18 protein-coding genes and 6 pseudogenes are annotated in these 25,937 nt (G+C 67.4%); 17 read left to right on the top strand and 7 right to left on the bottom strand.

Annotation, left to right across the window (positions count from 1 at the left end):
- Window positions 1–294: 294 nt before the first annotated feature.
- From ACZ66Z_RS33195 to ACZ66Z_RS33210, 4 genes and pseudogenes are all read left to right on the top strand, one after another.
- Window positions 295–4,308 carry a glycoside hydrolase family 2 TIM barrel-domain containing protein gene (locus tag ACZ66Z_RS33195; RefSeq protein WP_469939420.1) on the top strand — a complete coding sequence of 1,338 codons (4,014 nt, stop codon included), beginning with the start codon at window positions 295–297 and terminating at the stop codon, window positions 4,306–4,308.
- 1,374 nt (window positions 4,309–5,682) lie between these two features.
- Window positions 5,683–6,171 carry an ATP-binding protein gene (locus ACZ66Z_RS33200; RefSeq protein ID WP_469939421.1) on the top strand — a complete coding sequence of 163 codons (489 nt, stop codon included), beginning with the start codon at window positions 5,683–5,685 and terminating at the stop codon, window positions 6,169–6,171.
- A 420-nt stretch (window positions 6,172–6,591) separates the two neighbouring features.
- Window positions 6,592–7,074: an ATP-binding protein gene (locus ACZ66Z_RS33205; protein ID WP_469939396.1), complete on the top strand. Its 483-nt coding sequence runs from the start codon at window positions 6,592–6,594 to the stop codon at window positions 7,072–7,074.
- A 415-nt stretch (window positions 7,075–7,489) separates the two neighbouring features.
- Window positions 7,490–8,029, top strand: a pseudogene (locus ACZ66Z_RS33210) (transposase family protein).
- A gap of 9 nt (window positions 8,030–8,038) precedes the next feature.
- On the opposite strand, the pseudogene ACZ66Z_RS33215 reads toward ACZ66Z_RS33210, so the two are convergent.
- Window positions 8,039–8,540, bottom strand: a pseudogene (locus ACZ66Z_RS33215) (helix-turn-helix domain-containing protein); the annotation flags it as partial.
- A gap of 573 nt (window positions 8,541–9,113) precedes the next feature.
- On the opposite strand from ACZ66Z_RS33215, the gene ACZ66Z_RS33220 reads away from it, so the two are divergent.
- From ACZ66Z_RS33220 to ACZ66Z_RS33240, 5 genes are all read left to right on the top strand, one after another.
- Window positions 9,114–9,488, top strand: coding sequence for a DoxX family protein (locus ACZ66Z_RS33220; RefSeq protein ID WP_469939398.1), 375 nt, complete (start codon window positions 9,114–9,116; stop codon window positions 9,486–9,488).
- Window positions 9,489–9,688: 200 nt separating this feature from the next.
- Window positions 9,689–9,889, top strand: a complete 201-nt coding sequence (locus ACZ66Z_RS33225; RefSeq protein WP_469939400.1) for a hypothetical protein — start codon at window positions 9,689–9,691, stop codon at window positions 9,887–9,889.
- 225 nt (window positions 9,890–10,114) lie between these two features.
- Window positions 10,115–10,969, top strand: coding sequence for an SDR family oxidoreductase (locus ACZ66Z_RS33230; RefSeq protein WP_469939401.1), 855 nt, complete (start codon window positions 10,115–10,117; stop codon window positions 10,967–10,969).
- 325 nt (window positions 10,970–11,294) lie between these two features.
- The gene (locus ACZ66Z_RS33235) at window positions 11,295–11,786 is read left to right on the top strand and encodes a MarR family winged helix-turn-helix transcriptional regulator (protein ID WP_469939403.1); all 492 of its coding nucleotides are present in this window, start codon (window positions 11,295–11,297) and stop codon (window positions 11,784–11,786) included.
- Window positions 11,787–11,855: 69 nt separating this feature from the next.
- Window positions 11,856–12,737: a dioxygenase family protein gene (locus ACZ66Z_RS33240; protein WP_469939405.1), complete on the top strand. Its 882-nt coding sequence runs from the start codon at window positions 11,856–11,858 to the stop codon at window positions 12,735–12,737.
- 365 nt (window positions 12,738–13,102) lie between these two features.
- Here the strand turns inward: ACZ66Z_RS33240 and ACZ66Z_RS33245 are convergent, their stop codons facing one another.
- Both ACZ66Z_RS33245 and ACZ66Z_RS33250 read right to left on the bottom strand, forming a co-directional pair.
- Window positions 13,103–15,784 (bottom strand): helix-turn-helix transcriptional regulator, encoded by a 2,682-nt coding sequence (locus tag ACZ66Z_RS33245; protein ID WP_469939407.1) that lies wholly within the window; start codon window positions 15,782–15,784, stop codon window positions 13,103–13,105.
- A gap of 67 nt (window positions 15,785–15,851) precedes the next feature.
- Window positions 15,852–16,406, bottom strand: a complete 555-nt coding sequence (locus ACZ66Z_RS33250) for a DUF3152 domain-containing protein (protein WP_469939408.1) — start codon at window positions 16,404–16,406, stop codon at window positions 15,852–15,854.
- A gap of 555 nt (window positions 16,407–16,961) precedes the next feature.
- On the opposite strand from ACZ66Z_RS33250, the gene ACZ66Z_RS33255 reads away from it, so the two are divergent.
- Entirely contained in the window at window positions 16,962–17,588 is a 627-nt protein-coding gene (locus tag ACZ66Z_RS33255) for a response regulator (protein WP_469939409.1), read from the top strand.
- Complete coding sequence (locus ACZ66Z_RS33260) at window positions 17,546–18,163, top strand: sensor histidine kinase (protein WP_469939410.1); 618 nt, start codon at window positions 17,546–17,548, stop codon at window positions 18,161–18,163. The genes ACZ66Z_RS33255 and ACZ66Z_RS33260 overlap by 43 nt, the downstream gene beginning before the upstream one ends.
- Before the next feature lie 34 nt (window positions 18,164–18,197).
- Here ACZ66Z_RS33260 and ACZ66Z_RS33265 read toward each other — a convergent pair whose 3' ends face one another.
- Window positions 18,198–18,617: a hypothetical protein gene (locus ACZ66Z_RS33265; RefSeq protein ID WP_469939412.1), complete on the bottom strand. Its 420-nt coding sequence runs from the start codon at window positions 18,615–18,617 to the stop codon at window positions 18,198–18,200.
- A 182-nt stretch (window positions 18,618–18,799) separates the two neighbouring features.
- Here ACZ66Z_RS33265 and ACZ66Z_RS33270 point away from each other — a divergent pair.
- The 5 genes and pseudogenes from ACZ66Z_RS33270 to ACZ66Z_RS33290 all read left to right on the top strand — a co-directional run.
- Window positions 18,800–19,254, top strand: a pseudogene (locus ACZ66Z_RS33270) (transposase); the annotation flags it as partial.
- Window positions 19,255–19,549: 295 nt separating this feature from the next.
- Entirely contained in the window at window positions 19,550–20,692 is a 1,143-nt protein-coding gene (locus ACZ66Z_RS33275; protein WP_469939413.1) for a peptidoglycan DD-metalloendopeptidase family protein, read from the top strand.
- Between the two features lie 808 nt (window positions 20,693–21,500).
- The gene (locus ACZ66Z_RS33280; protein ID WP_469939415.1) at window positions 21,501–21,758 is read left to right on the top strand and encodes a WhiB family transcriptional regulator; all 258 of its coding nucleotides are present in this window, start codon (window positions 21,501–21,503) and stop codon (window positions 21,756–21,758) included.
- 79 nt (window positions 21,759–21,837) lie between these two features.
- Complete coding sequence (locus tag ACZ66Z_RS33285; protein WP_469939416.1) at window positions 21,838–22,122, top strand: hypothetical protein; 285 nt, start codon at window positions 21,838–21,840, stop codon at window positions 22,120–22,122.
- A 182-nt stretch (window positions 22,123–22,304) separates the two neighbouring features.
- Window positions 22,305–22,797, top strand: a pseudogene (locus ACZ66Z_RS33290) (transposase).
- Between the two features lie 127 nt (window positions 22,798–22,924).
- Here the strand turns inward: ACZ66Z_RS33290 and ACZ66Z_RS33295 are convergent.
- Window positions 22,925–23,263, bottom strand: a pseudogene (locus ACZ66Z_RS33295) (transposase family protein); the annotation flags it as partial.
- On the opposite strand from ACZ66Z_RS33295, the pseudogene ACZ66Z_RS33300 reads away from it, so the two are divergent.
- A pseudogene (locus ACZ66Z_RS33300) lies at window positions 23,192–23,585 on the top strand (IS630 family transposase); the annotation flags it as partial. The pseudogenes ACZ66Z_RS33295 and ACZ66Z_RS33300 overlap by 72 nt on opposite strands.
- Window positions 23,586–23,938: 353 nt before the next feature.
- Here the strand turns inward: ACZ66Z_RS33300 and ACZ66Z_RS33305 are convergent.
- Together ACZ66Z_RS33305 and ACZ66Z_RS33310 are read right to left on the bottom strand one after the other, a co-directional pair.
- Window positions 23,939–24,268: a hypothetical protein gene (locus tag ACZ66Z_RS33305; RefSeq protein ID WP_469939418.1), complete on the bottom strand. Its 330-nt coding sequence runs from the start codon at window positions 24,266–24,268 to the stop codon at window positions 23,939–23,941.
- A 358-nt stretch (window positions 24,269–24,626) separates the two neighbouring features.
- A partial coding sequence (locus ACZ66Z_RS33310; RefSeq protein ID WP_469939419.1) for a Stk1 family PASTA domain-containing Ser/Thr kinase occupies window positions 24,627–25,937 on the bottom strand: 1,311 nt, incomplete at its 5' end.

The raw sequence follows: 25,937 nt of genomic DNA on the forward strand, positions 1-25,937 counted from the left end.
TCCGTATTCGCCGCTTCGGCGGCCCTGCCCGGCATGCTTTCGGTTCAGGCCGCTGCCGACGCTGTGTTCAGTGATGATTTCTCCGGCGGTCTGGATGCCTGGACAAAGACTCAGGCTCCTGCCGGTGGCGCCGCCTGGGCGGTGCGCGACGGAGCTGCTTCCGTCGATACGACCACTACGGCGGGAGGGAGCTATCTGCGTCCTTCCGGTCCGCTGAGCCTGCCTGCGGCTTATGAGCTGACGACCAGGGTTCGTGTCGATGAGATCCGTCCGGACGGCACGGTGTCGTTCGTGATGGACATGCAGGACGCCGACCAGCCGACGACGAAGAACATCGCCGCTCAGATCACGGGCGTGAAGCCCAATGGGCGAGCGGGGATCCAGGTGACCGCTCCGCTGGCCGGAGCGGTGAAGTGTTCGGGCGACTCTCCCGTCACCACCGGGAACTGGCTCGACGTGCGGATCGTGCGTGCGGGCGGGATCACGGCGGTGTATCTCGGCGGACGCCTGGTGGCGGCGGAGACTTCTCCCACGGCCGGGGGCACGTTCGCCCTGGGGTCGTACCACAGCAAGATAGCCGTCGGCCCGGTCACGGTCCGTTCCCTCAGCAGTACTCCCGCAGGTCATCCCACCACTGCCGATGGCTGCACGTTCAAGGCACCCGATCAGGACGCGCCCGGGCACCAGGTCACGCAGGGCGATCCCACGCAGAGCCTCAACGGGACCTGGAACTTCAAGACCGAGAACGCTGCCAGTCCAGTCGACCCGGTGAAACTGTCCACTCCCGGTGCGGACACGGCCGGATGGGACTCCCTGCCGGTTCCCGGAAACTGGGATGTGCATGACGCCTACAACGACTACCGCGGCGTTGCCTGGTACCAGCGTTCCTTCACCGTCGCCCACGCCGGCGACGCCAACGCCCGATACTGGCTCAACTTCGAGGCCTGCTACCGGACCTGCCAGGTGTGGGTGAACGGCAAACCGGTCAAGACGCCCGCCCTCAGCGACGCGTCGAACGACGCGGACAACGGCAAGGACGGTACGGGCCTCGTCTGGTCCGAGACCGACACGCACACCGGTGGATACACGGCGTTCCAGATGGACGTGACCTCGGTCATCAACACCACCGGTACGAACACCGTCGTCGTCAAGGCCGACAACACTGTCACCACGGGCGCCTGGTACCCCTGGGGTGGCCTGTCCCGCGACGTGAGCCTCACGACCACACAGCCGCTGTCCGCCACACGGCAGGAGATCACGGCCACGCCGAATCTGACGGACGGCACCGCCTCAGTCACGAGCAAGGTCTTCGTGCGCAACACCAGCGCCACCGACCAGCAGGTGACCGTCAAGGGATCCATCACCTCGGCCGCCACTGGCGCAGACGTCCCCGGAGCGACCGGGCTGACCGCCACCGCCACCATCCCCGCCGGGCAGACCGCACCGGTCACGCTCCACGCGAACCTGGACGCGGACACCTACTCCCTCTGGCAGCTGGACGACCCCAACCTCTACCGGTTTGGCGTGTCCGTCGCCGACAGCTCCGCTCCGAGCACGGTCGTGAACGCGATCAGCGACGCCTTCGGCATCCGCCAGGTCAAGATCGACGGCACCAACATGCTGCTCAACGGAAAGAAGCTGAAGGTCGCGGGCGCGAACCGCGTCTCCGACGACCCGGTCGACGGCAGCGCCGAGCCGGTCGAGAAGATCCGGCGCGACCTGGACATGATGAAGGCCGCGGGCATGAGCGTCACCCGGCTCATGCACTACGCCCAGGCGCCCGCCGTGCTGGACTACGCCGACCGCATCGGCATGCTCCTGATCGGCGAGACCCCCGTTTGGGGTAACAACGCCAACCTGACGACGGCTCTGCCCAACATCAAGCAGCAGATGACCGAGCAGGTCCAGAAGGACTTCAACCACCCCAGCATCTTCGCCTGGTCCGTAGGCAACGAGCTGGCCTCGAACACCACGGCGGGTATGACGTACGACCGGCGGATGGCCACGTTCTCCCGGAACATCGACCCCACCCGGTACGTCACCCAGGTGAACAACAAGATCAACGAATCGGGACAGGTCCCCTGCGCGACCGGGGAGACCGACTGCGGCCTCAAGGACGGTACGCGGTACATGGACTTCGCCGCCATCAACCTCTACGGCAACTTCGACGGCGGCGTGCAGTGGGCCCACAAGCTCTACCCGACGAAGCCGATCTTCGTTTCGGAATACAGCACCGACATGAGGTTCTCGAATCAGGGCGGATACCTGGCCAGCCAGGAGAGCGTCGACCAGAGGACCAACACCGGTGACAGGGCCCAGTCGTACTTCGCGAACAAGGACTACCTCTTCGGCTGGTCGCAGTGGACCTACAACGACTACCGAAGCACCTACCCGGACAGCAGCCCGAACAAGGTGCGCGGCTACGGCGACGTGGACGTGTGGGGCCGGCCGAAGGCTTCCTACGGGGCCATGCAGGCGGCGAACGCTCCGGTGAAGAGCATCGCGGTGTCCGGGGTGGAGAACGACAACGGCACCGACGAAACGGTGGTCACGGTCACTCCGCGCGGGCCGCTGGCCACGGCCGGTCCCTCGTGGACGCTGTCCGGTTACAAGCTGGCGGTGAAGGTCACCGACACCGACGGCACCGTCGTGGGCGGCGCGGTGGTGGATCTGCCGAAGATCGAGCCGGGTGACGCCGCGCTGCAGGTGCCGGCGGCCTGGAAGCACAGCGACGACGCCGCGCAAGTCCGTGTCTCGCTGCTGTCCCCGCTCGGATACCAGGAAGCTGTGTCCTTCAAGGACCTCAAGGCTCCGGCAAAGCCGGAGATCACCGAGACGGCTGTCGCCTCCGGCTCCGTACGTGTCCGTTTCAGTGACGCTGTCGAGGGCCTGAAGCACACGGTCAAGGCCACCGCTCCCGACGGCACGGTCGCCGCGACGAAGTCCACGTCGGAGCCCTTCGCCGACCTGACGGGTCTGGCCAACGGCACCGAGTACACGGTTTCCGTCACCACCGACAACACGGTGGGGAGCAGCACCCCGGCCACCACCAAGCTCACCCCGAGCGGCACCCTGCCCTATGGTCCGAACCCCGTGAAGGTCACCCCCGTCGATCAGGGACTGGTCCTCGGATTCACCGAGACCAGTGACGCCGCCGGCGCTCAGCGCAACGGCACGTTCCAGGTCAAGGTGACCGACACCGCGACGGGCACCACGGTGAAGGACTACCAGACCACCAACCGGCCCGGCACCCGCGTGGAGGACCTGACGCCCGGACACACGTACGCGTTGCAGATCCGTCGTCTGAACGCCGACGGCACCGCGTCGACCGCCTGGAGCGAGAAGGTCGAGGGCACTGTTCCCGAGACTGACCAGGCCCCCGCATTGGAGGCCACGGGTACGATCGGCGGGCCCACCTCCGGAGCCATCGCCCTCACCCCGGCCCCCGGCACCATCCGCTACGAGGTCTCCGTCGCAGGTGGCGCTCCGTTCCAGGTCAACCGCTCGGCCACCGACCTGATCCCCATCAACCACCTCAAGCCCGGCACCAGCTACTCCGTGTCCATCAAGGCCGTGGGCGCCAAGGGCACCTCGGGCGCCTGGTCCGGCACCCTCACCACCACCCAGGCCCCCGCGACCGACGCAAAAATCACCGGCGAGCAGGGCAGCAGGACCCTGACCTGGACAGCCCCGGTCCCCGCACCGGCCTTCTACAACGTCTACCGGACCGTCTGCGGCACCACCACGACCACGAAGGTCGCCGGCGGCGGCACCACGCAGTTCTCCCTCGCCGACAACGGCGGCTCCTACACCGTCAGGGCGGGCACCGGAACCATCCTGTCCACCGCCACCGCCCCCCTGGGCGTGGGAGGTACCAGCACCTGCGGTGCCGTCGTCGCCCCGGCCGATACCACTCCGGGAAGCGACGGCATCCGCCCCTTCACCACCACCGGCACCTGGACCCCCAGTGCCCTCATCACCCCCGACGGATACGTCAGCGTCTACGCCGATCCCGCGTCATCACCCGCGCCCCGCGTCGTGTGGACGGCTCCGGCCAAGACGGCCGCTTCGACCTACAAGATCGAGGTCGCTCTTCCCGGCGGCAGCAGCGCGACGTCGGTGACCTACACGATCGACACTGCGACAGGCAGTCAGACCAAGACCATCAACCAGAGCACCGCGGGAACCGGTTGGATCAACCTCGGAACCTATGACTTCGCGGCCGGCCAGGCACCCAAGGTGTCCATCACCGCGGCCACCGGCGGATTCGTCAGGGCTTCCGCAGCACAATTCAGTGACGCCGGATAACCCCGTTCGGCAAGAACCTCCTCCCTCCTCCCGCGTGGTAGCGGAATGACGTCACCACGTACACGGCGGCCCCGAATCTCCGATCTGGAGGTCCGGGGCCGCCGGCCTGCCGACGGCTCCACCGACGCTGCGAACGCAAGGCCGAGTAGTTTCATCGGAACTACCCGAGAATTCCTGGAGCCAGGTAAATCGAATGGTCCGAGTGACTGAACGCCCGGGCCGCAGCGAGTTCCCATAAGGGCAGTATCGAGGATTTCAGGGAGGCGTGGACTGATTGACATGGCAGTCTGGTCTCTGTGCCTCGGCATGGCCGCTCGCGAAACGGCTGCCTTCTGTCCCCTCTGAGGGCATCGTCCGTGAAATCCGGGCGATGTAGATGCCCAGGCCACGGCCCCGCCCTTACCTCCGTGGCGGGGCCTCTCAATTTCCGGGCCACGCCAGTGCGCCGTAGCTGTGACCACTCTGCGAAAGCCAGTCCCGCTGCAGGAGCGGCCGCGAGAGGGTATGCCCTTTACTCCAGTAAGCTTCTTCAGCGGCCACCCCAGGCAGTGAATGACCCTGCGAGGTTGACCAGCCTTTGATCTACGGCAGTACTCGGCCCTCACGGATCAGTCCGTCGCCCGATCGGTGGCCACTCTGAAGAATCCCAGTGGGAACAAACACGCCGCCCGACAGCGGCTTGACGTCGGTTCGCCAGGGCGGAGACCAGTCCATTGAGGTTTTCTCGACGAAATCCAGCGTCAAGGTGTCGCTGAGGCCGCAGGCGATCCTGGCGATGCCGCTGACCTTTGTCCGGAAAGCCTCATCGAATGAATTGCGCGCCCCGGTGGGGGAACCGTCCGGGCAAGGGTGGTCGCCACGGCTTCGTCCGAGCCGTCCGGGGCTCGTGGGCGCGAGGAGGCCTGCTCACGCGCCCGGAAGGCATCACGCTCCTGCCCTCCGCGCCCCCTCGACACGTCCTCCGCGCGGACATGCCTCCTGGACTGTCAGCAGGTGACCGAGCGATCGGAACCCTGCGCCCAGAAAAGCTCTGCCCTGCGGCTCGCTTCGATGCACGCCTGCACCCGGTGCACCAGCCGGCATCGACGGTACGGAGCCGGTCATCGGGCTTGCCATGGGTGGCCCACCGGGCGGCGGACCCGCCTCCTCGTCCGCCACCCGGTGCCCGGCACTCCGGCCCCGGCGCGACCCTCCGCCCGGGACTTCCCGCCTCACAGGGGGACGGTCTCGACGCCACACGGTTCCGGCCCGGGGCCTACGGGCGGCGGCAGGCAAGGGGCCGCGTCTAGGGAAAACCCCTGATACCCCAAATGTCCGACTCATCTTCTATGGAGTGAGCAGTACGAGGAAGCTCTTCTCCCGGAAGTGATCATCATGTGCGCCACTGTCCTGAACGGTTCCACCGGCCCGGCCGGAAAGACAGGCGGCGACCACACCAGCCACGAACGCTCCTCGCGGCGCACTCCGTGCTCATGGGACTTCGGACTGCTGCTGGAGCACAGCCCCCGTGCGTCGGCGACGGCCCGGCATGAAGCCCGCCCCGTACTGACCTCTTGGGGACTGGACGACGAACAGATCTACATCACCCTGCTGGTCATCTCCGAACTCGTCACCAATGCCGTCACACACGCCCGGCCCCCGGTGATCCTTCACCTTCGCAGCACGCACGAGAACGCCGGACACGTGCAGGTCCACGTCAGCGACGGCGGCCCGCAAACCACCCCCACCACTTGGGCGGCCAACCGTGCCGACGACGAACACGGTCGTGGCGCCGACATAGTCGCCGCTCTCACCCACGACACCGGTACCGACCTCGACGGTGACGGCCTCATCGACCACTGGGCCGATCTGGGCGTCGACTGACTCCTCCTCCAGGCCGCGTCATCCGGCTCCGGACAGGACACGCCGGCCGGAGTCTCCGGCCGGGCCGACAGGCAAGCGAGACCGCGCTCGACCGGTCCCTCCGGTTCGAAACGGCCGCGCACGCCGTCGTGCCGCCTCAGTGACCGATGCCGGCATGCTTCGCCTCTCCTGAACCCGCACCTCACTCACCTCCATCGTGTCGATCTCCCTGCACGGCTGGAGAGTTGACGCGGAGACGGCACCACAGCGCCCGACTGGCCCACGACGCCGCACTCCGAGCGACGGGTACCGAGGAGTCGACAACGACGCTAGGGGTTCTCCCTGATACGTGGGAGTGTGCGCCAGACCTCTCATGGAGTGCACACTCGCCCGAATCGACCCGGAAACGACAGATAAAAGCCCATCCCTCGGAGAGATCGCATGCACGTCACCGCTTCTGGTAATCCCAGCCGTAGTGATACGAGCGGCGATGGACCACTGAGCGGCACGCAGCCCGCACATCGGACGGCCGCGGATGCGACGCATGTTCTGGACCATTGCGCTCAAGCACCCCGCGTCGCTCGGTCCCTGGCCCGGCAATTCATCGGCCAGTGGAGGATCGCGGAGTCGGACGCCGACGCGGTCATACTCGCCGTCTCCGAACTGGTGGCCAACGCCGTCGAGCACGCACTCCCTTCGCTCGTACTCCACCTGCACGGCAACCCGGCCAGGAAACACATCTGGGTGGGCGTGTCGGACAGCGGCTCGGCACCCCAGGAAGGGCCATGGACCTCATCGTGTACCGCTGACGAGCACGGCAGGGGTCTGAACATCGTCGAAGCTCTCTCCGAGGTGCAGGGCACGCACTCGTACCCCGATGGCACCACGATGCGCTGGGCCCTGCTCTCGCTCACCATCGACTGATACGGCACGGCCTGTCGGGCACCAGGGGCACAAGCGACCGCCCTCAGAGGCTCGGCCGACACCTACGGACGACGACCGCGTACGCGGTCCCGGGCCGGCTCGGCTGGGCTCGGCTGCTGAACCACCGACACACTTCTCACAAGGGAGCACTCTCGATGACATCACCCTGTCGCCAAGGCCCCGTCGAGTACGGTGCGGCCTCGACGATTCAAGGCACCCGAAGTACGGCGGCCCTCCGTCCATCAGCAGGCTCGACGGCTTTCGGGCGACTTCAGCGACGCCTGCGGCGACGGCTCGCACGGATCGTACTGGGGTCGATGATCCCGGCATCACCGGACCTCTTTCAGCCTGTGCCGGAAGGATGAAATGGCCTGATGGGCGAGGGTGTGACAGAGCAGGGCCCCTGGTCGTTCGCGTGGTGATCCCACTCATCACACCGGCGACCGAAGGGGCCCTGAAGGTTTCCGCATCCTTCCACGCTCGACGTACCGTACGAGCTCGTCGAGCATGTCTCCCGGCTCATCCACGCCCGAAGGCACGAACTGAACTCGTCCTGGCCCACCTCCGGAAGAACGAGGCGTTCGCCCAGCTCGCGGCGGGATTCGGCATCCCGACCGCGACGGCCTGGCGCTACGTCGACGAGACCCCGGACGTCCTCGCAGCCTGGACGCCGGACCTGCACGAGGCCCTGACCGGGCTGGGCGAGGGCGACTTCGTCATCCTCGACGGCACCCTGATCCCCACCGTCCGCACCCCCTGCCACCGCCACCACGAACAGCCCGATCACCACCAGCAGTTCAACCGGGACCATGCCCGGCTGAGAGCCCCGGGCGAACGCGCCTTCGCCGTGCCGAAGTCCTGGCGACCGCTCCGGCGAGCCAGATGCTCCACCCGCCGCGTCGGCACCGCCGTCCAAGCCGTCCACACACTGCTGACCTGCAGCCATTCAGGATGAAAACGGCTCAGTGGCCTTCATCGTGTTCTGCTTCTTCGTGCCGGAGACGAACGCGCGTCGTTCACCGCGACCGGCTGCGGGCCGGCGGACCTGGATCTCGGTGGCGTCCAGCCTCAGCTCGATGCCCTCAACCTGGGTAGGGGCGAAGACGCCCGCCGGGGTCCGCAGCCGCAGCCGGGCCGGTCGGGGCCGCGCATCCGCGTTCGGCCAGGAGCCCGCGTATCTCCCCGATCGCGCGGCTGACGGTGGAGCGGTCGGCACCGGCCAACAGGGCGAGGACGGGGTGCGAGAGATCGTGCCGCAGGTGGATCAGCGTGACGATCAGCCGGTCGACCGACACCAGCCGGCGCCCGGCACCGGCCTCACGTTTCCTGGCCCGGCCGCGTGCCTCGTGACGACCTCCTTCGATCGCAGCCTGCCACGGACAGGCCAACTCCTCGAGCAGGCAAGCCAGATGCCGCCGGGAGATCCTTGTGAACAGCTGATTCGCGAGGATGTGCCGGTCGACCATGATCGCCACGGGCTGGATCATCCCCTCCTCGCGCGATCACCCTTCAACCGCTGTCATGCACCAGCTCGCAAGGCGTCGGTGGGCGGCGCGCAGGGTTCGGGCGGCGGGTTCCGGGGGGGGGGTTCGATGCCGCTGCGGGGGCGGCCGGGCGACAGTGATCCACCGGTGGCGTGGGTCACTGCCCTGGAGATGGTGGCGATGGCGTCGCGTCGGTGGATCCAGCGGCACAGGATTTCGGCGGGCTCAGTGTCGAGGGGGACGGGGCCGCCGTCGAGCAGGACATGGGCGCGGCCTTTGAGGATCAGGTCGTTGGCGGTCAGGGCTGACGGGGCGGCCGGTGGCGGCGACAAGGGCTGCGACGGCGGTGGTGGGGATCTGGGCGGCGGTGTCGACGGACGGTGGCCGGCGGGCGGCGGCTTCGTGGAGGAGGCCTGCTTGGTCGAGGGTGAGGCGTTCGACAGGGGCGCTGGATGGGAGGCGGAGGCGGTCCGCGAAGCAGTTCACTTGACGCTTCAAGTCGAACATGCTCTACTTTCACTTGAAGCGTCAAGTCATCAAGAAAGGTCCGACACCGTGAATGTCACCCTCTGGATCATCTCAAGCCTTCTGGCCGCCGCATTTTTCCTCGCCGGTCTGATGAAGGTCGTCCAGCCGAAGCAGAAGCTGGCCGCGTCCGGCATGGGCTGGACCGGTGACTTCTCCGCGGGGGCGGTGAAGGCCATCGGCGCGGTGGAGGTACTCGGCGCGCTCGGCCTGATCCTGCCCGCGGCTCTGGACATCGCGCCGGTACTGGTGCCGCTGGCGGCCACGGGGCTGGCGATCACGATGGCCGGCGCGGCGGTCGTTCACGTCCGCCGCAAGGAGAACCAGATGATCGGCGCGAACGCCGTCCTGCTGATCCTGGCCGCCGTCGTGGCATGGGGCCGCTTCGGTCCCTACGCCTTCTGATCTCGCTCGAATCATTTCGAACTCCCCTCGTTCCGCGAGAGATCGTCATGCGAGCCTTCAACGTTCCCGAGTCGGGTGACCTGCCCGTCGTCACCGACCTGCCCGTCCCGTAGGTCGCCGAGGGCACGGTCCTGGTCCGGGTGAAGAACGCGGCACTGACCCCCTTCGACAAGGCTCAGGTCTCGAGGGTGATGACCGAGATGCCTCCTCACTCCTACCCGTTGATGGTGGGCCAGGACAGCCCCGACGCTCTCCCGCTCGGCGCTCTGCGCAAAAACGTCAAGGTCGCCGGCCCGCTCAACGCCGCCGACGAGCAGACCCTCACCGCTGCCGGACTGTCCGACGTCGACATCATGGGTGCTCCCGTCCACGAGGCCGTCGAGCCGCTGGCCGCCCGCTGACTGCCGCGGGCACGCTCAAGACCGACATCGCCGAGACGCTCTCCCCGGAACAAGCCGCCGACGCTCTCGCAGCCCTGACCGCAGGCGACACCCGCGGCAAGGTCCTCATACGCGTCGCCGACTGACCCCGCCCGCAGTGGACCACCCCTCCATCCGCGCCCTTCGCTCCCCAATGGAGCAAAGGACGGCAGTGATCCCCGAAAGAACTCAGAAAAAGGAATCCTCATGATCGTCGTCACCGGTGCCACCGGACAGCTCGGCCGTCTCGTCATCGAAGACCTCCTCACCCGCGTCCCCGCCGATCAGATCGTCGCGGCCGTGCGCACCCCGGAGAAGGCATCCGACCTCGCCGAGCGCGGCATCCAGGTCCGCGAGGCCGACTACGACCGCCCCCAGACCCTCACGAGCGCCTTCGACGGCGCCGAGAAGGTGCTGCTGATCTCGGGCAGCGAGGTCGGCCGCCGTGTCCCCCAGCACCAGGCCGTCATCGACGCCGCCCGGCAGGCCGGCGTCGCGCTGCTGGTGTACACCAGCGTTTTGCACGCCGACACCTCCACCCTGCCCGTAGCCCCCGAGCACCGGGCCACCGAGGAAGCGATCAAAGCCAGTGGCCTGACCTACAGCCTGCTGCGCAACGGCTGGTACAACGAGAACCAGATCCCCACCGCCCAGCAGGGCGCGGCCGTCGGCACCATCATCGGCAGCGCCCGTGACGGCCGTGTCGCTGCGGCTTCTCGCGCCGACTACGCCGCCGCGGCGGCCGCGGTCCTCACCGGCGACGGACACGCCGACACCGTCTACGAGCTGTCCGGCGACACCGCCTTCACCATGGCCGACCTGGCCGCCGACACCGCCGCCGTCACGGGCACTCCGGTCGTCTACCAGGACCTGCCTGCCGACGTCCACGCGAAGGCCCTCACCGAGGCGGGCGTGCCCGAGGAGTTCGTGCAGATGCTCGTCGCGATCGACGCAGGCACCGCCGACGGGCAGCTCGCCGACACCACCGGTGGACTGTCCCGGCTCATCGGCCGGCCCACCACCCCCCTGCGCGCGACCCTCGCGGCCGCACTCGGCAACTGAGACCCGGTCCACAGCCACCCTGTCGTCCCTTGGGGAAACGCCCTGGCGCCGGGCCGACGGCGCCAGGGCGCAGGTCAAGCGCGCCCGGAGCAACTCCGCCCTCGCCCGTCCCTCGTCCAAGGAGTCCGTCCATGCCCACGCCCCCTCCCCCACCAGCGAGGCCCCCTCGAAGTCCCTACCGCAGACACCCGGGCGGGTTGCGGTCGCGGGGTGGCTGGCCGCGGGCGTCGCGACCGCGAGCATCGCCGACGCGGTCATCGCCCTGCTCGCCCGCGCCGCTGGAGCCTCGGACACTGAGCTTGAACCGTCAAGTTACCGTGAAAGCATGAACACCGATGAGCCCCGCTGGCTGGACAGCGAAGAGCAGGAGACCTGGCTCGCCACGATCAGCATGCTGGTCAGCCTTCCCGCGGCCCTGGACGCACAGCTGCAGCGCGACGCGGGCATCTCCCATTTCGAGTACCAGGTCCTCGCCGGACTCTCCATGTCCCCCGGCCGCACCCTGCGGATGAGCGACCTGGCCGAGTTCGCCGAAGCCTCCCTCTCCCGCCTGTCCCACACCGCCAAACGCCTGGAGAGCAAGGGCTGGCTCACCCGCACCCCCGACCCCGAAGACGGCCGCTTCACCCTGGCCGTCCTCACCGACGCCGGCTGGGACAAGGTCACCACCACCGCTCCCGGCCACGTCGCCGAAGTGCGCCGCCTGGTCATCGACCCCCTGACCAAGGCGCAGGCCCGGCAGCTGCGCGAAATCAGCCGCCGCATCGTCGACTCCATCCACCCCGACCGCACCTGCCCCCCCATGCTCAAGCCCTGACCGGCAGCGCACCGGCCTCCAGCGTCCACCCCGCACCCACCCCACACACCGCCGCCTCCGGAGGCCACCGTGCCCGACCTGCCGAACCCCGCGACACCCGCCGGCGCCTACGACGCCTTCCTCCCCGACGCGCTCACCCGAGCCGTCGCGCACCGCCCCTGGACCCCCGCCGACGGGCCCCTGCCCGCGATCTACCTCAGCCACGGCGCCCCGCCCCTCTTCGACGACGGCCCCTGGCTGCGCGCACTCTCCGACTGGGCCCTCTCCCTGCCCAAGCCCAAGGCCATCGTGATCGTCTCCGCGCACTGGGAGGACGCTCCGCTCATGCTGTCCGCCCCCGCAGCCCACACCCCCCTGGTCTACGACTTCGGCGGTTTCCACCGCCGCTATTACCAGATGCGCTACGACACTCCGGACGCGACTGGCCTCACCGCCCGCATCGCCGCGATGATGCCCGACACCGAATCCCTCTACCAGCACCCCACCCGCGGCCTGGACCACGGCGCCTGGATCCCGCTCATGGCCATGTACCCCCTCGCCGACATCCCCGTCCTGCAGATGTCCATGCCCACCCAGGATCCGCAGCGCCTCCTCGCACTCGGCCGCCGACTGGCCCCCCTGCGCGACGAGGGCATCCTCATCATCGGCTCCGGTTTCATGGTCCACGGCCTGCCCCACATCACCCGCGACATGATGACCCGCAACACCGTGCCCTCCTGGTCCTCCGACTTCGACGCCTGGGCCGCCGACGCCCTCGCCCGCGGCGACGTCGACACCCTCGCCTCCTACGCCGCCCACGCCCCCGGCATGCCCTACGCCCACCCCACCCCCGAGCACTACCTCCCCATCTTCATCACCCTCGGCACCGCGCAAGACCCCGAACAGCCCGCGCGAACCGTCATCGACGGTTATATGGTCGGGCTCTCAAAACGCTCTTTCCAACTGCGCTGACCCACACCGCGCCCTTGGACCTCAAGAAGCAGCCCGGCGAGGACTGCCTCGCCGGGCAGGGCCGTCGAAGCTGCGCCGCGTCCTGCTGGCCGTCCGGCCCCGTCCCGGTCATCACCGCCCGGCCCAGAAGGTGTCCCATTCGTCCTCGTCGGCTCTCGGCCTGCCTCTTGGTGAGCGGTGGCATCAATGCACCGTGTCGTCCAGAGCACGATGGCGTCACTCGAGGCCTGCGTCCAGGACTTGTGCGGCTGGGCGTCCGGGCTGCCGCAGGTCCCCGCAAAGGGCCGGTTCCGTTCACGTTTCGGCGGCCGACCAGCCGGCCCTGTCAACGTCGTGAGCGTCGGCCGAACGAAGGTCGCCATCGCTCACCGCGCGACCGGGCCCCGTTGGAGCATGTCCCGCAGTTGCCGCCTGTTTGCTAGGCCACACTTTGCGAAAGTGTTCCCCAGGTGGTATTCAACGGTCTTGACGCTGAGGTACAGCTCTGAAGCAATCTCGCGATTCGTCCATCCCATGCCGACGAGTCGTGCGATGTCCCGTTCTCGTTCCGTCAGTGCGTTCCAGATGTCGGGAGTCTTCACGGGTTCTGGGACGCCGTACAGACCGCCCAGAAGCGGAGTGCGGGCGTTCTGACAACGAGTCGCCCAATCATTAGCCTGTGCCGCTGCGGATGCTGCTCTGTTGAACTGGCCTGCTCGGGTCCATGCTGCTGAAGCAGCTGTAGCAGCCTCCGCAGCCGGCAGACGGCACCCAAGCGAATCCAGTATCTGCCCGGCCTTCTGAAGATCCTCTGCACTATCAGTGGCAAGAGCATGCGCCAGACGCGCTCGGGCGGGGATCATATCCCCGTCGCACTGCTCGGCGATCTCCGCGAGCCGAAGATCCACTTCCTTCGCTCCCCCCAATCGAGCGATTTCGGTAAGCAGCCAAGATTCACTGGTGAGTCGGCCGTCCTTACGGGCCTCCTCGGCCCCCTGCTCAAGCACATCACGTGCGGTTCTTATCTGCCCGTCGGCCACAAGAAGCCACGCCTCGCCCATACGGTCTTCACCGTTGAGCGGTGTAAGTTTCTCGCACTCGGCCATGGCGGATCTGGCACTGCTCAGGTCTCCAAGCAGCGCGGCGCAGGCTGCCAGACCACCCAATGCCACCGGAAGTGTCCGGCTGAGGGTCGCGGTACGAGCCAAGGACGCCGCCTCGGCCCACCAGCCCCGTGCTGTCGCGGGACGGCCGGCGATAAAAAGAGCACGTGCCAGAAAAGCAGCGGCCCAGAAACGCACATGTATGTCGGTGGTCGTCAGATTGTTGTAAGTGTGCTCACCGATCGAGATGGCATCGTCGAGACGGCCGGTCTCTGTAAGAGCCAGGACCAAAGAGCATCGCTGCATCAGCGGGTCGAAGGACGGGGACCCCCCGTCGATCCGACGGTGAAAAGCGTACGCCTCCTCGGCCAGGGCAACTGCCTCACGTGTGTGGCCTGTTACAGCCAACGCCACGGGCTTGACGAGCACCCCGCGAATCCAGGTCATGAGATCGCGGCGATCATCCGGCTGAGCAGGCAGGTCTTCCAAAAGCCGCAAGCCGTGATCAAGCTCTCCTACAGAAATACGGAGATATCCCTCGTTGACGCGGAGCGCGCGAAGAGCACGGGTATCCGACACGCGCTTGAACGCCTCCTCGTTGAGTTTCAACACCTCGGCAGGCGGGGCGCCGGTCCATAGGGAAAGCGCGGTCTTGGCCAGGGTGATCCGCAACGCATCCTCGTTGTTCACGGCCAGCGCGTCCGCCTGTACGAGCGAGAGAGCGACCTCTCCTGTACGCCCCGTCCGCCAGTAAGCATCGGCGAGAGCGAGCCGGGTGGCCACTGTGTGGTGCGAGGCCGGCAGGGCTTCCAGAAGGTGGATCACCTCGGGGTAGTCATGGGCGTGAGACGCAGCGTTTGCTGCGCGTGCCAATAGATCGGGGTCGGCTGTGCCAGTCGCCGCCAGCCGCCAGCCTGCGAGGTGAAGGTGATCATTGCGACGACGGGCCCCGCGCGCCTCGAGCCGCTCACTCTGCGTCGTGAGGATGAGGCGTCGGCGGGTTGGGGTGAGGCCGGCTCGAATGACCTTGCCGTAGAGCGGGTGCGCCAGGGACACCGTGGTCCGTCGCCTGTCCAGGACGGTTCGTATGAGCGCCTGCGCCTCCAGAACCGCCAGATCCTCCACGGATGAGACGGCCTGTGCGTCGGCCAGGGAGACGGGTTCGCACAGAGCCAGCAGCTCCAGTACGGGGAGGAAAGTCCGAGGGATGTCCGCCAGTCGGTTCGCGATGAGTTCGGTGAGCCGCGGGCTGCTGGGAAATCCGCCCGCATCCAGTTTCCAGATCTCGCCGTCACAGGAAAGGCTGCCATTTCCCAGGGCGCTGGTAACCAGCTCTCGGAGGTAGAGGACATTTCCCTCCGACAGCCGATGAAGGGTGCGCAAGGTCAGTCTGTCCACCGGTTTCCCGAGAGCGGACCGCAGTATCGCGTCCATCCCGCCCAGGTCGAACTCTGCCAGATCGATCCGATATATTGAATTGTTGCGCAGCAGGGTTCGTGCCGCGTCTCCCATGGTCGCACCGCTACGGACGGTGGCGATCAATCGGACGACACCAGAATCGGTCAACTGCTGGAGCAGTATGAGAGAATTCCAATCCAGTAGATGGAGGTTCTCGATCATCAACGCCCAACGATCGCTTCCATCCGGCCCCGCGAGAGCGCGGGACATCGCGACGTACACCTTCACGGGGTCGGACAAGTCCGCATGCTCGGGGAGCAGGTGAGCAATGGCACGGAAAGGGATCTCGGCTGCAGACGCGGAGGCCAGGACTTTCCCGCCCTTCCATCCGGATCCGGTGACTCGATTCAAACAGATTCCAGCCAGGCTTGATTTACCGACGCCCGGGGGCCCCACGATCACTACGCCCTTACATGAGAGTTCTTCCCAAGCTGCGGAAAAAGCCTCCAACGCGTTGTCGCGTCCTACGAAAGGCCACGACAAACCAGCCTTGTCCTGTGAGTCCATGAGTCCTCCGCGGCGGGGTGCGCCCAGGGAACTATTCTCCTACATCCAGTCGATCAGCGCAGACCGCTCACTTGACGTCGACTACAGTGCCCGGTCGTTCCTGCCGGTCACGGTTCACCACGCCAGGTGTCCGGCCGACGGCCCCGTGGAATTGGTGGAGCGGGAGGAGCACCACAGCGGCCCAGGGGGCGAGGGCGCCCGCGCCCACCAGAGGCTCCGGCGCGGGCTGCTTCTCCCCTGCCCACCACAGGGCCGCAGCCACGACCCCGAGCGTGCCGTGCGACAGGATCCACGTACCGCGGACGTGAGCGCGATGTGGACGAGGGCCAGGACCAGTGCGGTGCAGCCCGCGGTTTCCAGGCCCCCGGGCGCGGTGTGTGCCGGGGGACGCGCGGGCCGTCGATGAACTTCCCGACGCGGTGTACACCCAGGGGTTGACGACGCATCCGTGGAGTCCTTTGACCCGCCGCATCATGGCCGGTGCGGGCTTGCCCGCGCCGGGGCAGCCCCGGTGCCCGTGACCGAGGACGCGACCGACTTCGTGGTTGATGATCAGCGCGTGGTAGTCGTACGGGCGGCCCCGGCCCTGGTCGCTGAGTTCGATCCAGCGGCACGTTGACAATCAGGTTCGGCGCGTTCGCGCAGTTCAGCTCGCCCCCCGGTGCCGAGTCTCCAGGAGCCGCACAGCCTGTCAGCGGTACCGGGCCGAGACGATCTGAGCGACCATGCCGTAGCGGGCGCGGCAACATGCTGGAAGGAGGCGACGCCCTGCCCCGTCCAGCTCCCGCTGTCGCGGAAGATGCCGTCGGTCTCGGCGGCCACGGCGGGGGCGAGTCCCGTACCGTCCTCGATCTCCACCCCGTACTGGATGAGCTTGCCGGAATGTCCGGCGCGGCCGCTCGCGGAAGCCGCACAGGTGAACGTGCCCGGCCCGTTCTCCAGGTACGTTTTCCCCTCCGCGGAGGTGAAACCGGCTGAGGGCGCGCCTCCCCCGTCGGTTCGGTATCGGTACGGGATGACAGGGGCCCGGTCGAGGGTGACGGAGGTTCGGCGGAGGGGGCGGGGATCGGGCGGAGGGCGGCGGCGGTGCTTGGGGGCCCCGGCGCCCGCGGCTTCCACGGCCGGCTCGGAGTCGTACGAGGGAAGCAGATCGCCCCGGCGCCGTGGTGGTGGACATATGAGGGTGCTGGTCGTCGAGGACGAGGGGATGCTCGCGAAGGCGGTCGCGGAAGGACCGCGGGACCACGGTATCGCGGTGAACATGGTCTACGACGGCGAGGCAGCCGTGGAACGGCTCGTCGTCCGTGCCTACGACATCATGGTGCTGGACCGTGACCTTCCCCGGCTCCGCGGAGAGGAGGTCTGCCACCGCACCATCGCATCCGACGACGACACCAGGATCCTGATGCCGGCGGTCTCCACGGCGGTCAGGGAACGAGTGGGGGGCCTCAGCCTCGGCGCCGACGACTACCTGGTCAAGCCCTTCGCCTTCGCCGAACTGGTGGCCCGCGCTCAGGTACTCGGCCGCCGCTCGCGCCCCGCCTTACCTCCGGTCCTCGAACGGGCGGGCATCCGGCTCGATCCCCATCTGCGCCAGACATTTCACGGCGGCAGGTGCATGCCCTCAGGGGAGGTGGAACGTCTCGCCGACTCCTTCGACAGCATGCTGGACCGGCTGGACCGGGCGTTCGCGGGACAGGACCGGTTCATCGCCAGCGCGGCGCACGATCTCAAGCTCCCCTCGCCGTCGAACGCACCCTGGTGGAGGTCGCGAACGCCCGGCCCACGGCGTCGGCCGATGTGAAACGGCTCGGCGGGAACCTGTTGGCCGTCAAAGAACGCCACGAACGTCTCACCGACGCACTCCTGACCCTCGCCCGCGCGGAGACCACGTTGTCGGACCGCCTGCCCGTCGGCCTCACCGAGGTGGCCGTCTCCGTACTCGACCGCCTCCGGGAACACATCCGGAGCAGAAACCCGCGGGTGCGCCTCGATCCCTCGAGCGCTCCCGCCACCGGCGACCCGCTGTTGCTGGAGCAGATGGTCCACACCCTCGCCGACAACGCGGTGAAGTACGACGAGGACGCCGGCCCACTTGAGGTGCGGGCCGACTCGACGGACGTGGGCGCGTTCGTGTCCGTCGGAAACGATGGCACCGCGATCGGACCCCATGTGATCCCCGTCCTTCTCGAACCCTTCCGGCGGCTGACCGACCGCGTCGGTTCCCCTTGCGGCAGCCGTCTCGACCTGTCGATCGTGCGCGGCCGTGGCCCAGCCGCATCAGGGCGACGCCTCAACCGCCCACGCGCGGACGGGAGCCTGCTCGTGACGGTCCCACTGACCCGCCCGGCCGCGGTGCGGCAGTTCCCACCCCACTGAGCGGTCCTGCAGAACGCGTTCTGCAGGACTGCGGTTACCTGAGGGTTCTCTTCGCCTGGTCGATGGCCAGGTAGTCGACTGATCCATCCCACGTCGTGAAGTAGACGCCGAGAACGCCGGTCTCTGCCAACAGCCGCTGGCACCGCGTGCAAGGGCGCGCCATGACGGGCTCGTTGGCGACGTTGACCCGAGCCACGTACAGGACCGTTCCCCGGGGACGGCGCACCCGACGAACCGCTGCCTCCTCGGCGTGGAAGGTGGCGTGCCGGAAGTCCACGAGCGGAGAGTTACGTCGGCTGTTCGATCTTGCCGCGAGGACGCGCGGCCCAGAGGCGACCACGGCTCCGACGCGATAACGACACGAGGATGAGGCAGCGGTCTTCAAAGCAAGGTCGATGAGCGAGCCCACGCTGCCCTCTCCATTAGACGTGTTCCCCGCAACGCACGTGGGCACGGTCCGCCTGCTGCGGTCTCCGACGGCGTCGAAGCGGTACGGGTGAGGATTCCTTGGAGACCGCCAAGGTTCAACCTCCTTCTTCCGTCATCGTCCCTCTGCCCTTCGCTGACCTGCCACGTTGTGGTGGAGGTGCACGCAGACTGCCCATCAGGGCAGTGACTGCCAACCGCCGAGGCATTGACCGGCCCCGTCGTTTCGCTCGCCAGTACCGCAACGGTCCTTGTTGCTCCCCTGGAGCGGAAGAACGGCTGGACGCCGGCGGAGGAGGCCGAGCACGCGGGCCCTGACCGGATCCACCGGTTGTCGCGCCGGATCGACTGGGACGCGGACGAGGTCCTGGAGGACGTGCGTCAGTACGTGGTCGAGCACTTGGGATGATCCGGAGGCAGCGCTGATCATCGACGACGCTGCCCACGTCCTCGACCGGTGACCGGGGACGGTGCCGGCGGGCCCGCACCGACGACGCGGTCGGCTTCGAGACCAGGGTCGCCATCGCCCGGGCGATGGTCCGTCGGGCGATCGCGGAGAAGATCCCGTCCGCCTGGGTGACCGCGGACGCCGGATACGGCTGCTCGAAAACTGGCGGACCGAGCTGGAACAGGCCGATGCCCTCCATGTCGCAGGTGTCGGCAGGGACTTCGTTCCCTCCGGGACGAACCGCCCGACTGCCCTTCTGGGCGCGATCGAATTGCTCTGACCTTCCCGGGATACGGGGATCACGGCCGCAATCACGCCAGCTTTCCCTTTGGCGGAGACCAAGATCCTTCGCCCGTTGGTGTGACTGGTCCTGGTCTTCTGGGCAGCCCCTTCGTCCCTCGTGATCGTCGTTCACAGCGCCTAAGTTCTCGCAAACGAAATACCCCTTTCAGTCGATCTGGGATGATCTTCGGCTGTCGGGGCGCCACATGTCACCTCAAGGGGACTGCCGTATGCCTCAGCGAAACAAGCATCGTCGGCCGAAGAATTCGCGGCGCCGACTGACACGCGTTGCGATCGCGACGGGTGCCTCTGTCGCCCTCCCCGCCCTGGCCGCCGTCCCGGCTTCCGCCGCGTCGGCATCAGCCTGGGACAAGATCGCTGAATGCGAATCCAGCGGCCGCTGGGACCTTCCCTACGGGGATGCGGACTCGACGGGCGGACTGCAGATCCAGAAGCGAACCTGGGACGACTTCAACGGTCCCGAACTCACGGGCGCGGCCTACCCGTACCAGGCCACGAAGGCACAGCAGATTCAAGTGGCCGAGCTCATACTCGCCCAGCAGGGCCCACAGGCTTGGAGCTGCAATGCGATGACGGGGTATCCGCTGTCCGCGCAGGGCGCAGGAGCCGTGCCCGAGCCAGCGCCGGCCTCCGTCACCACGACCGCTCCGGAGACCCCGCCGAGCCCGGAGCGGACCCAGGCCCCGCCTACGACCGGGCCTGGATCAACCACATACAGGGTCATGGCCGGCGACACGCTGTACGAGATCGCCAAAGCGCGGACGGGTGATGCGTCGAGCGACAACTGGCGGTCGTTGTACGACGCTAACCGCCGGGTCATCGGAGAAGACCCCAACGTCATCGAGCCGGGCCAGACGCTGCGCATCCCGGAGCCCCGCCCGGTCTCTGAACCCAAGAGCACCCCAACGGTGTCGAATGCCTCTCCCACCGCATCCGAAGCGGTTGCCTACCAGCTGCCGGTGAAGGGGTGGATCAGCCAGCCCTTCGGAAACTCGTCGGCCGGATACACCCTCGGCTACCACACCGGAACCGACTTCGCGGCCCCGGCCGGGACGCCTGTCGCGGCGGTCACCGCAGGCACTGTCATCGAGAGCGACCCCTCGTCCGCATACGGAATCAACGTTCAGATCCGACACGACGACGGAACGTACACGCTCTACGCTCACCTCTCGGGGAAGACCGTCAGTGCGGGAGAGCGCGTGGCAGCCGGTGATCTCATCGGTTACGTCGGTTCGACGGGTACCAGTAGTGGCCCGCATCTCCATCTGGAGGGACGCACCGCCCCCACTTTCGCGGACGGCAACTTCTTCGACGTGGTGCCGTGGCTTCGTAGCCACGGGGTCCAGATCTGACGGTGACCCACGTTGTCGGCGAAGCGCTCGGGAATCCGGTGCGCAAGCACCGACCCGAGCTAGCCGATGATGCGGTCCGCTGCCGGTCGGGACAGCCCGAGCGGCCGGGCGGACCGACGCGCGGTCGAATCGTGCGCCAGTGAGAAGCGTCGATCTACCACCCTCGCCGCTTCCGAGCTCCCGAGGGCGGCTCGGCACCGGAGCACGCAGGCATGTCCTCACCGCCGGCTGCGCCGCACGTACACCACCTACCGCAGGACCGACGCGGAAGCACGTTTCGACTTTTCTGTGCACTTCCCATGAGTGACTCGTCGAGCTGACTCCTGGTCTTTCTCGTGCCGCTTATTCTCTCTTGATGAGAAATGGAGTGGTGTCCTTTCGGTGCCCGACTTGCTTCCCTTTTGGGTGCGACGGAGTTCGGATCGCTGACCTATGCTGACGGTGACTGTCCTTCACGCGACCTCAGGGCACTCCTATGGCCGGCGTGTTGCAGCTCCAGTATTCCGCCGCCCGGTCGAGGCGCTTTAGCCAGTGGAGAAGTGATGTAAGTACCCCCAGCAAGACGTACGCGGCACGGTGAAATGGCTCAACGCCGAGAAGCGATTCGGCTCCCTCCCAGCTCCAGACCGAGCCGGCTGACGGAGCCCCCGTGCCCCCCTAGGTCCGGAGGAATTCGGCCTTGGCCGGAGTCGGAGGGACCTGCCTGGAAGGGCAGTGCATCTGACCCGTCCGCAGGCCCGACCAGCGCATCGCTCACGCCTCGGTCTTCATGACAATGGTGACGCAACGTGGGCGGCCGAGGAGCAACATGGAACCACGAACCAACTGGCGACAGCGCTCCCTGTGCGGAAGCTTTCCGGACCTCTTCTTTCCCATAGGTACGGGCAGGCAGACGCATCGGCAGATCAGCGAGGCCAAGGCTATCTGCCAAAGGTGTCCGGTTGTGGAGCATTGTCGCGCCTGGGTGTTGAGTGCCGGACCCCAGCACGGGGTGTGGGGCGGCCTCACTCACGCGGAACAGAACCGGATCCGGCGCGAGCGACGAGCACGGTCTTCAGCTGCCTGATTTCTTTCATGCGCCAAGGAGAAGAGGCTGGGTAGCCCGGGACGGGCCATCTCTGGATCTCTCGTTAAGGAGCCTGGTCTTGCGCACGCAATTCGGCTATGAGTACGATTACATCGAATCGATCATCATACGTCTCTTTGTGGGTTCTGGGCTTCAAGAAGGATGCGAGTTCCCCGAACTCTCCGTGATCGTGGCGTCGGCTGCCGATGCGGAAACAGCCTGGGCTGTGCACCAGATCGCCATGCTTCCCGCCTCGATCCGCTCGCGGATCGAGGCGATGCTGTCAGAACGGGATTCTGTCATGCGCATCGTCAAGTTCACCGCCACTACGCTGGTTTCGAGTCATCGGCCGCACCCCAGTTGATCCGCGGCGGGCAAACGGTGCGGCGATCAACCCGCGCCGGGACAGGCACACCAGCGGCAGCAGCGGTGAGCTTCTTCAGAGTGGTCACCGATCGGGTGACGGCTGTCTGTGGATAGCAGGCGAGGCCTTCGGGCGGTGGTTCGAGATGTCTGACGTCTCAACCGCCGCGACCGGAGGCCTCATTGGTTCCCTATCCTGCCGCCCTCGACCTGCCGCACGCGCTCGTGGAGTGGGTCACGATGCCGATCGTCACCCGTGGGGGTGACCGCCGGTGCAAGCTGCCCCCCTCGCAACGCGCCATCATCACCCTGGTCTATCTGCGCGAGCACACGACCTACGCGTAGCTCGCCGCAGGCTTCCGGATCAGCGAGGGCAACCGCCGCCCGCACCCACCACATTGTCACCGTCCGTGAAAGGTTGCGGATCCCCGTGCTCGCCGACAAGGCCTATGCCGGGGCCGGCGGAACGTTCCAGGTGCCGTTCAAACGCCACCCGGGAAGACTCCTCACCACCAGACAGGAAACCGTCAACCGTGCACACGCCCGACTCCCCTTCCCCATCGAGCGCGCCTTCACCCGGCTCAAGGCCTGGCGGATCTTCCGCAAAGCACGGATCAGCCCCAATCAGCTCACGTCAATCACCCAGGCCGTCCTCACCCTCGAGAAGCGACGCTGAAGATCCTCAGTGAGCCTCTTTCATCCTCGGCTTCACCTGATCCTTCAGGTACAGCTGACCTGCGGTGATCTATTGGATCTTCATCCTTGAGACCCCAGGTTGAAAAAGGTTCAGTGAGCCGTTTTCTTCCTGAATGGCCGCAGGTCAGCAGCGTGTGGACGGCTTGAACGATGATGCTGATGCGGCGGGTGGAGCATCTGGCTCGCCGGAGGATCCGCCGGGACTTCAGCTGTGCGAAGGCGCGTTCTCACGGAGCCCTCAGTCTGGCGTGGTCGCGGTTGAACTGCTGGTGGTGGTATGGGGTGCGGACGGTGGCGCCGGCGCCCGGGCAGGCGCGGTCCGCGAGGGTGAGGATCTGCTGGGTGAGGCAGGCCTGGACGATGCCGTGAGTACGGGTAAGAGAACCGCGGCGGAGCGCGGTGCCTGGATCGTCTTCGAGGACGAGGCCGGACAGTCGATGACTCCGCCGCGTGCCAGGACCTGAGGCCGGATCGGACAGACCCCGGTCGTGAGGGTGCGGGGCCGGGCTCCAGGCGAGTGTCGATGGCGGGCATGGCCTGCTTCAAGCCGGGCCGGCAATCCCGGCTCATCTATGCGGTCCGAGAGTAACGGGGCCGCAAGGACGAGCCGAAGGGCTTCGACCGGCGCGGCTTCCGCGGCCTGGTCGTCCGCGCCCGGATCCAGCTCGGGGCCCGATCGTGCTGGTCTGGGACAACGTCCGCCTCCACCTGGCGATCGGCATGAAGGAGTTGATCGAGGCGAACGCCGAGTGGCTGACCGTGTTCCAGCACCACGTGACCACTGGCCACGTCGATGGCGATGCATCCGAACAGGCCACTCGTCGCGATGGCGACCAGTCCCCGTTCGCCGATCCCCCGAAGTACACCAGCTGACTCAGCGGCCGGTCCTCGTGTCCGGTCAACCCGCCGGGGATGCGGGTCTCCCTGAGGCCGGCAGCGACCTGGGCGGGCACCTCGGGTGGGACCTCGACGGGGGGCAAGACGAGCTCGGGCTTCGGCAACTGCGGCAGGGGCTGGCTCACGGGAGGACCCTCTCCCGACGGGCTGCCCGGCAACATCCATGGGCCCCCGAGACGGGCGACTCATGCCGAGCGTCCAGCCCCGACATCACGCGTTCAAGTTCAGTAGCCGTAGGGCTGTCCCTCAGTGGAGTACCCGGTGTGCCAGTCCCAAGCGATGACGATGGTGTTGCAGGCGCCCATCTGTCCGCTGCACAAGCCGTGCTCGGTGCCCCAGTCGGGCAGATCCGTCGGATGCTCGAGTACGCCCCTCGGTATCTCCCGAGTGCTCAGTCCCACCCCTGCTGTCAGCCGAAGCGGCTCTTCCTCGGGAACACCGGCATCCGAGGAGTCATCCGAATACTCACTCGTGTGCTCGGAACCGTCCGAAGAACCGCCGAAGTCGTACGGGCCCCCGGCCGGGTGCGCGGCGGCCTCGTCGCTCTGGTACACCAGAACTCCCCCTCGCTCACAGGAGCCGATTCGGCTCCCTGAGGTGGCGACCAGGTCCTGAGGACCGCGTGCCCTTGACGTTGTTGGATGTGGAGACCTTGAACAGGGTGGCCCCGCGCAGGTCGCCGTACCCCATCGCGTGCATCACGGGACCGCGTCGTGATCGCCCGGGTCACGCCGCGCCACATGCTTGACGTCGCCGACGCCGCCGTCCCCGCCCGAGTGAGGACGAGCAGTGGCGTACCGGGCGATGGGATCCTGTCAGTGGAATGCCGGGCGGAGACGGCGCCGGTCGCCGACCGGTTCACAAACTCTTTCTACGTCCTGCTGTTCACTTCGGAAGTCCTCCCCAGGTGGCCTACCGCGTACACGGGTCGTTCTCGGGGGCGACGGACGCGTCCGATTCGCACCGCTGAGATTCCTCGGCCGAGGGGTCGTCGGACGGGGTGGGCCTCTCGCTCGCGGTGAATACGGTGACAACGCTGCCCTGCAGGACGGTGGAGCCCGCCGCCGGGTCGGTGTCGACGACCACGGCGTCCGGGCCGACCGGTCCCTGCCGTACGACGCTCAGGCCCAGAGCCCGCAGTTCCTCCTGGGCTGCCTCGAACGACGTGCCCGTGAGGCCGGCCGGCATCACCACCGTCCGTTGCTGCGGCCCCTTGGAGACCTCGAGCGTTACCCGGACCCCCTTGGCCTGGTCCGTGAGGCCGTCGGGCCGCTGGCCGACGACCGTGCCCGCGGGCTGGTCGGAGTCGACATCCTGGCGGGCAACATTCGTGAAACCGAGCTCGGCCAGCCGCTGCAGTGCGGCGTCGTAGGTGCGGCCGGTGACGTCCGGCAGCCGCGACATCGCCTGCCTGGCCACAGTGATCGTGACCTCGGAGTCTCGCTCGGCCTGTGTCCCGCCTCTCGGCTCCTGGCTCAGAACCCTGCCCGGCTCCTCGTCCGACGCCTCGGTCCGTACAGCGACCTTGAAGCCCTTGCTCCTCAGCTGCTCCTCGGCACGTTCCTGCGACTGCTCGACAACATCGGGGACCTCCGTCGTGGGGGCTCCTTCGGAGACGTAGACGCCGATCGTCCCGCCGACGTCGATCGTTCTCGTGCCGTCCGCCGCAGGCTCCTGTCGGCAGATCGCGCCCTTTGGCTGGTCACACCGCTCGGTGCCGGACCTCTCCACGGTGACCTCGGAATCGGCCGCGAGCACTTCGGCCTCCTGCAGCGTCCCGCCAACGAACTGAGGTACGACCACCCGCCGAACATCCGGCGCCTCGGTGTCGAAGATCGAGCGGCCGAACAGGACCGCGCCGACGAGGACGAGGGCACCCGCCAGCAGAAACACGAGAGGGGCTCTGGACTTCCTCCGGGGAATGCCGCCAGGGACACGGGCGTAGTAGTCGTCGTCCGGGTCCACCGGCCGCAGCATGGAGGTCTGGCCGGTGCCCCCCGCGCTATGCGGCACCCTCGACGGCTCGTCCACCCTCGAGTAGCCGCCGTCGTCCAGACGCACCGTCGGGAGGACGATTGTCTGCGCCGCCTCCTCCGCGTTTTCCCATGCCGCGTTGTGGCCCTGTTCTGCCGCGACCGGCTGGCCGTCGAGGCAGGCCTCGATGTCCGCGCGCATCTCGTCGGCGGACTGGTAGCGGTAGTCGGGGTCCTTGACCAGCGCCTT

It is taken from the genome of Streptomyces sp. NPDC107498 (assembly GCF_055582805.1).

Coding starts and splice junctions, on each gene's coding strand:
- ACZ66Z_RS33195 (WP_469939420.1), top strand. CDS start 295: ATGGACATGCAGGACGCCGACCAGCCGACGACGAAGAACATCGCCGCT.
- ACZ66Z_RS33200 (WP_469939421.1), top strand. CDS start 5,683: ATGTGCGCCACTGTCCTGAACGGTTCCACCGGCCCGGCCGGAAAGACA.
- ACZ66Z_RS33205 (WP_469939396.1), top strand. CDS start 6,592: ATGCACGTCACCGCTTCTGGTAATCCCAGCCGTAGTGATACGAGCGGC.
- ACZ66Z_RS33225 (WP_469939400.1), top strand. CDS start 9,689: ATGCCTCCTCACTCCTACCCGTTGATGGTGGGCCAGGACAGCCCCGAC.
- ACZ66Z_RS33230 (WP_469939401.1), top strand. CDS start 10,115: ATGATCGTCGTCACCGGTGCCACCGGACAGCTCGGCCGTCTCGTCATC.
- ACZ66Z_RS33235 (WP_469939403.1), top strand. CDS start 11,295: ATGAACACCGATGAGCCCCGCTGGCTGGACAGCGAAGAGCAGGAGACC.
- ACZ66Z_RS33245 (WP_469939407.1), bottom strand. CDS start 15,784: ATGGACTCACAGGACAAGGCTGGTTTGTCGTGGCCTTTCGTAGGACGC.
- ACZ66Z_RS33255 (WP_469939409.1), top strand. CDS start 16,962: ATGAGGGTGCTGGTCGTCGAGGACGAGGGGATGCTCGCGAAGGCGGTC.
- ACZ66Z_RS33275 (WP_469939413.1), top strand. CDS start 19,550: ATGCCTCAGCGAAACAAGCATCGTCGGCCGAAGAATTCGCGGCGCCGA.
- ACZ66Z_RS33280 (WP_469939415.1), top strand. CDS start 21,501: ATGGAACCACGAACCAACTGGCGACAGCGCTCCCTGTGCGGAAGCTTT.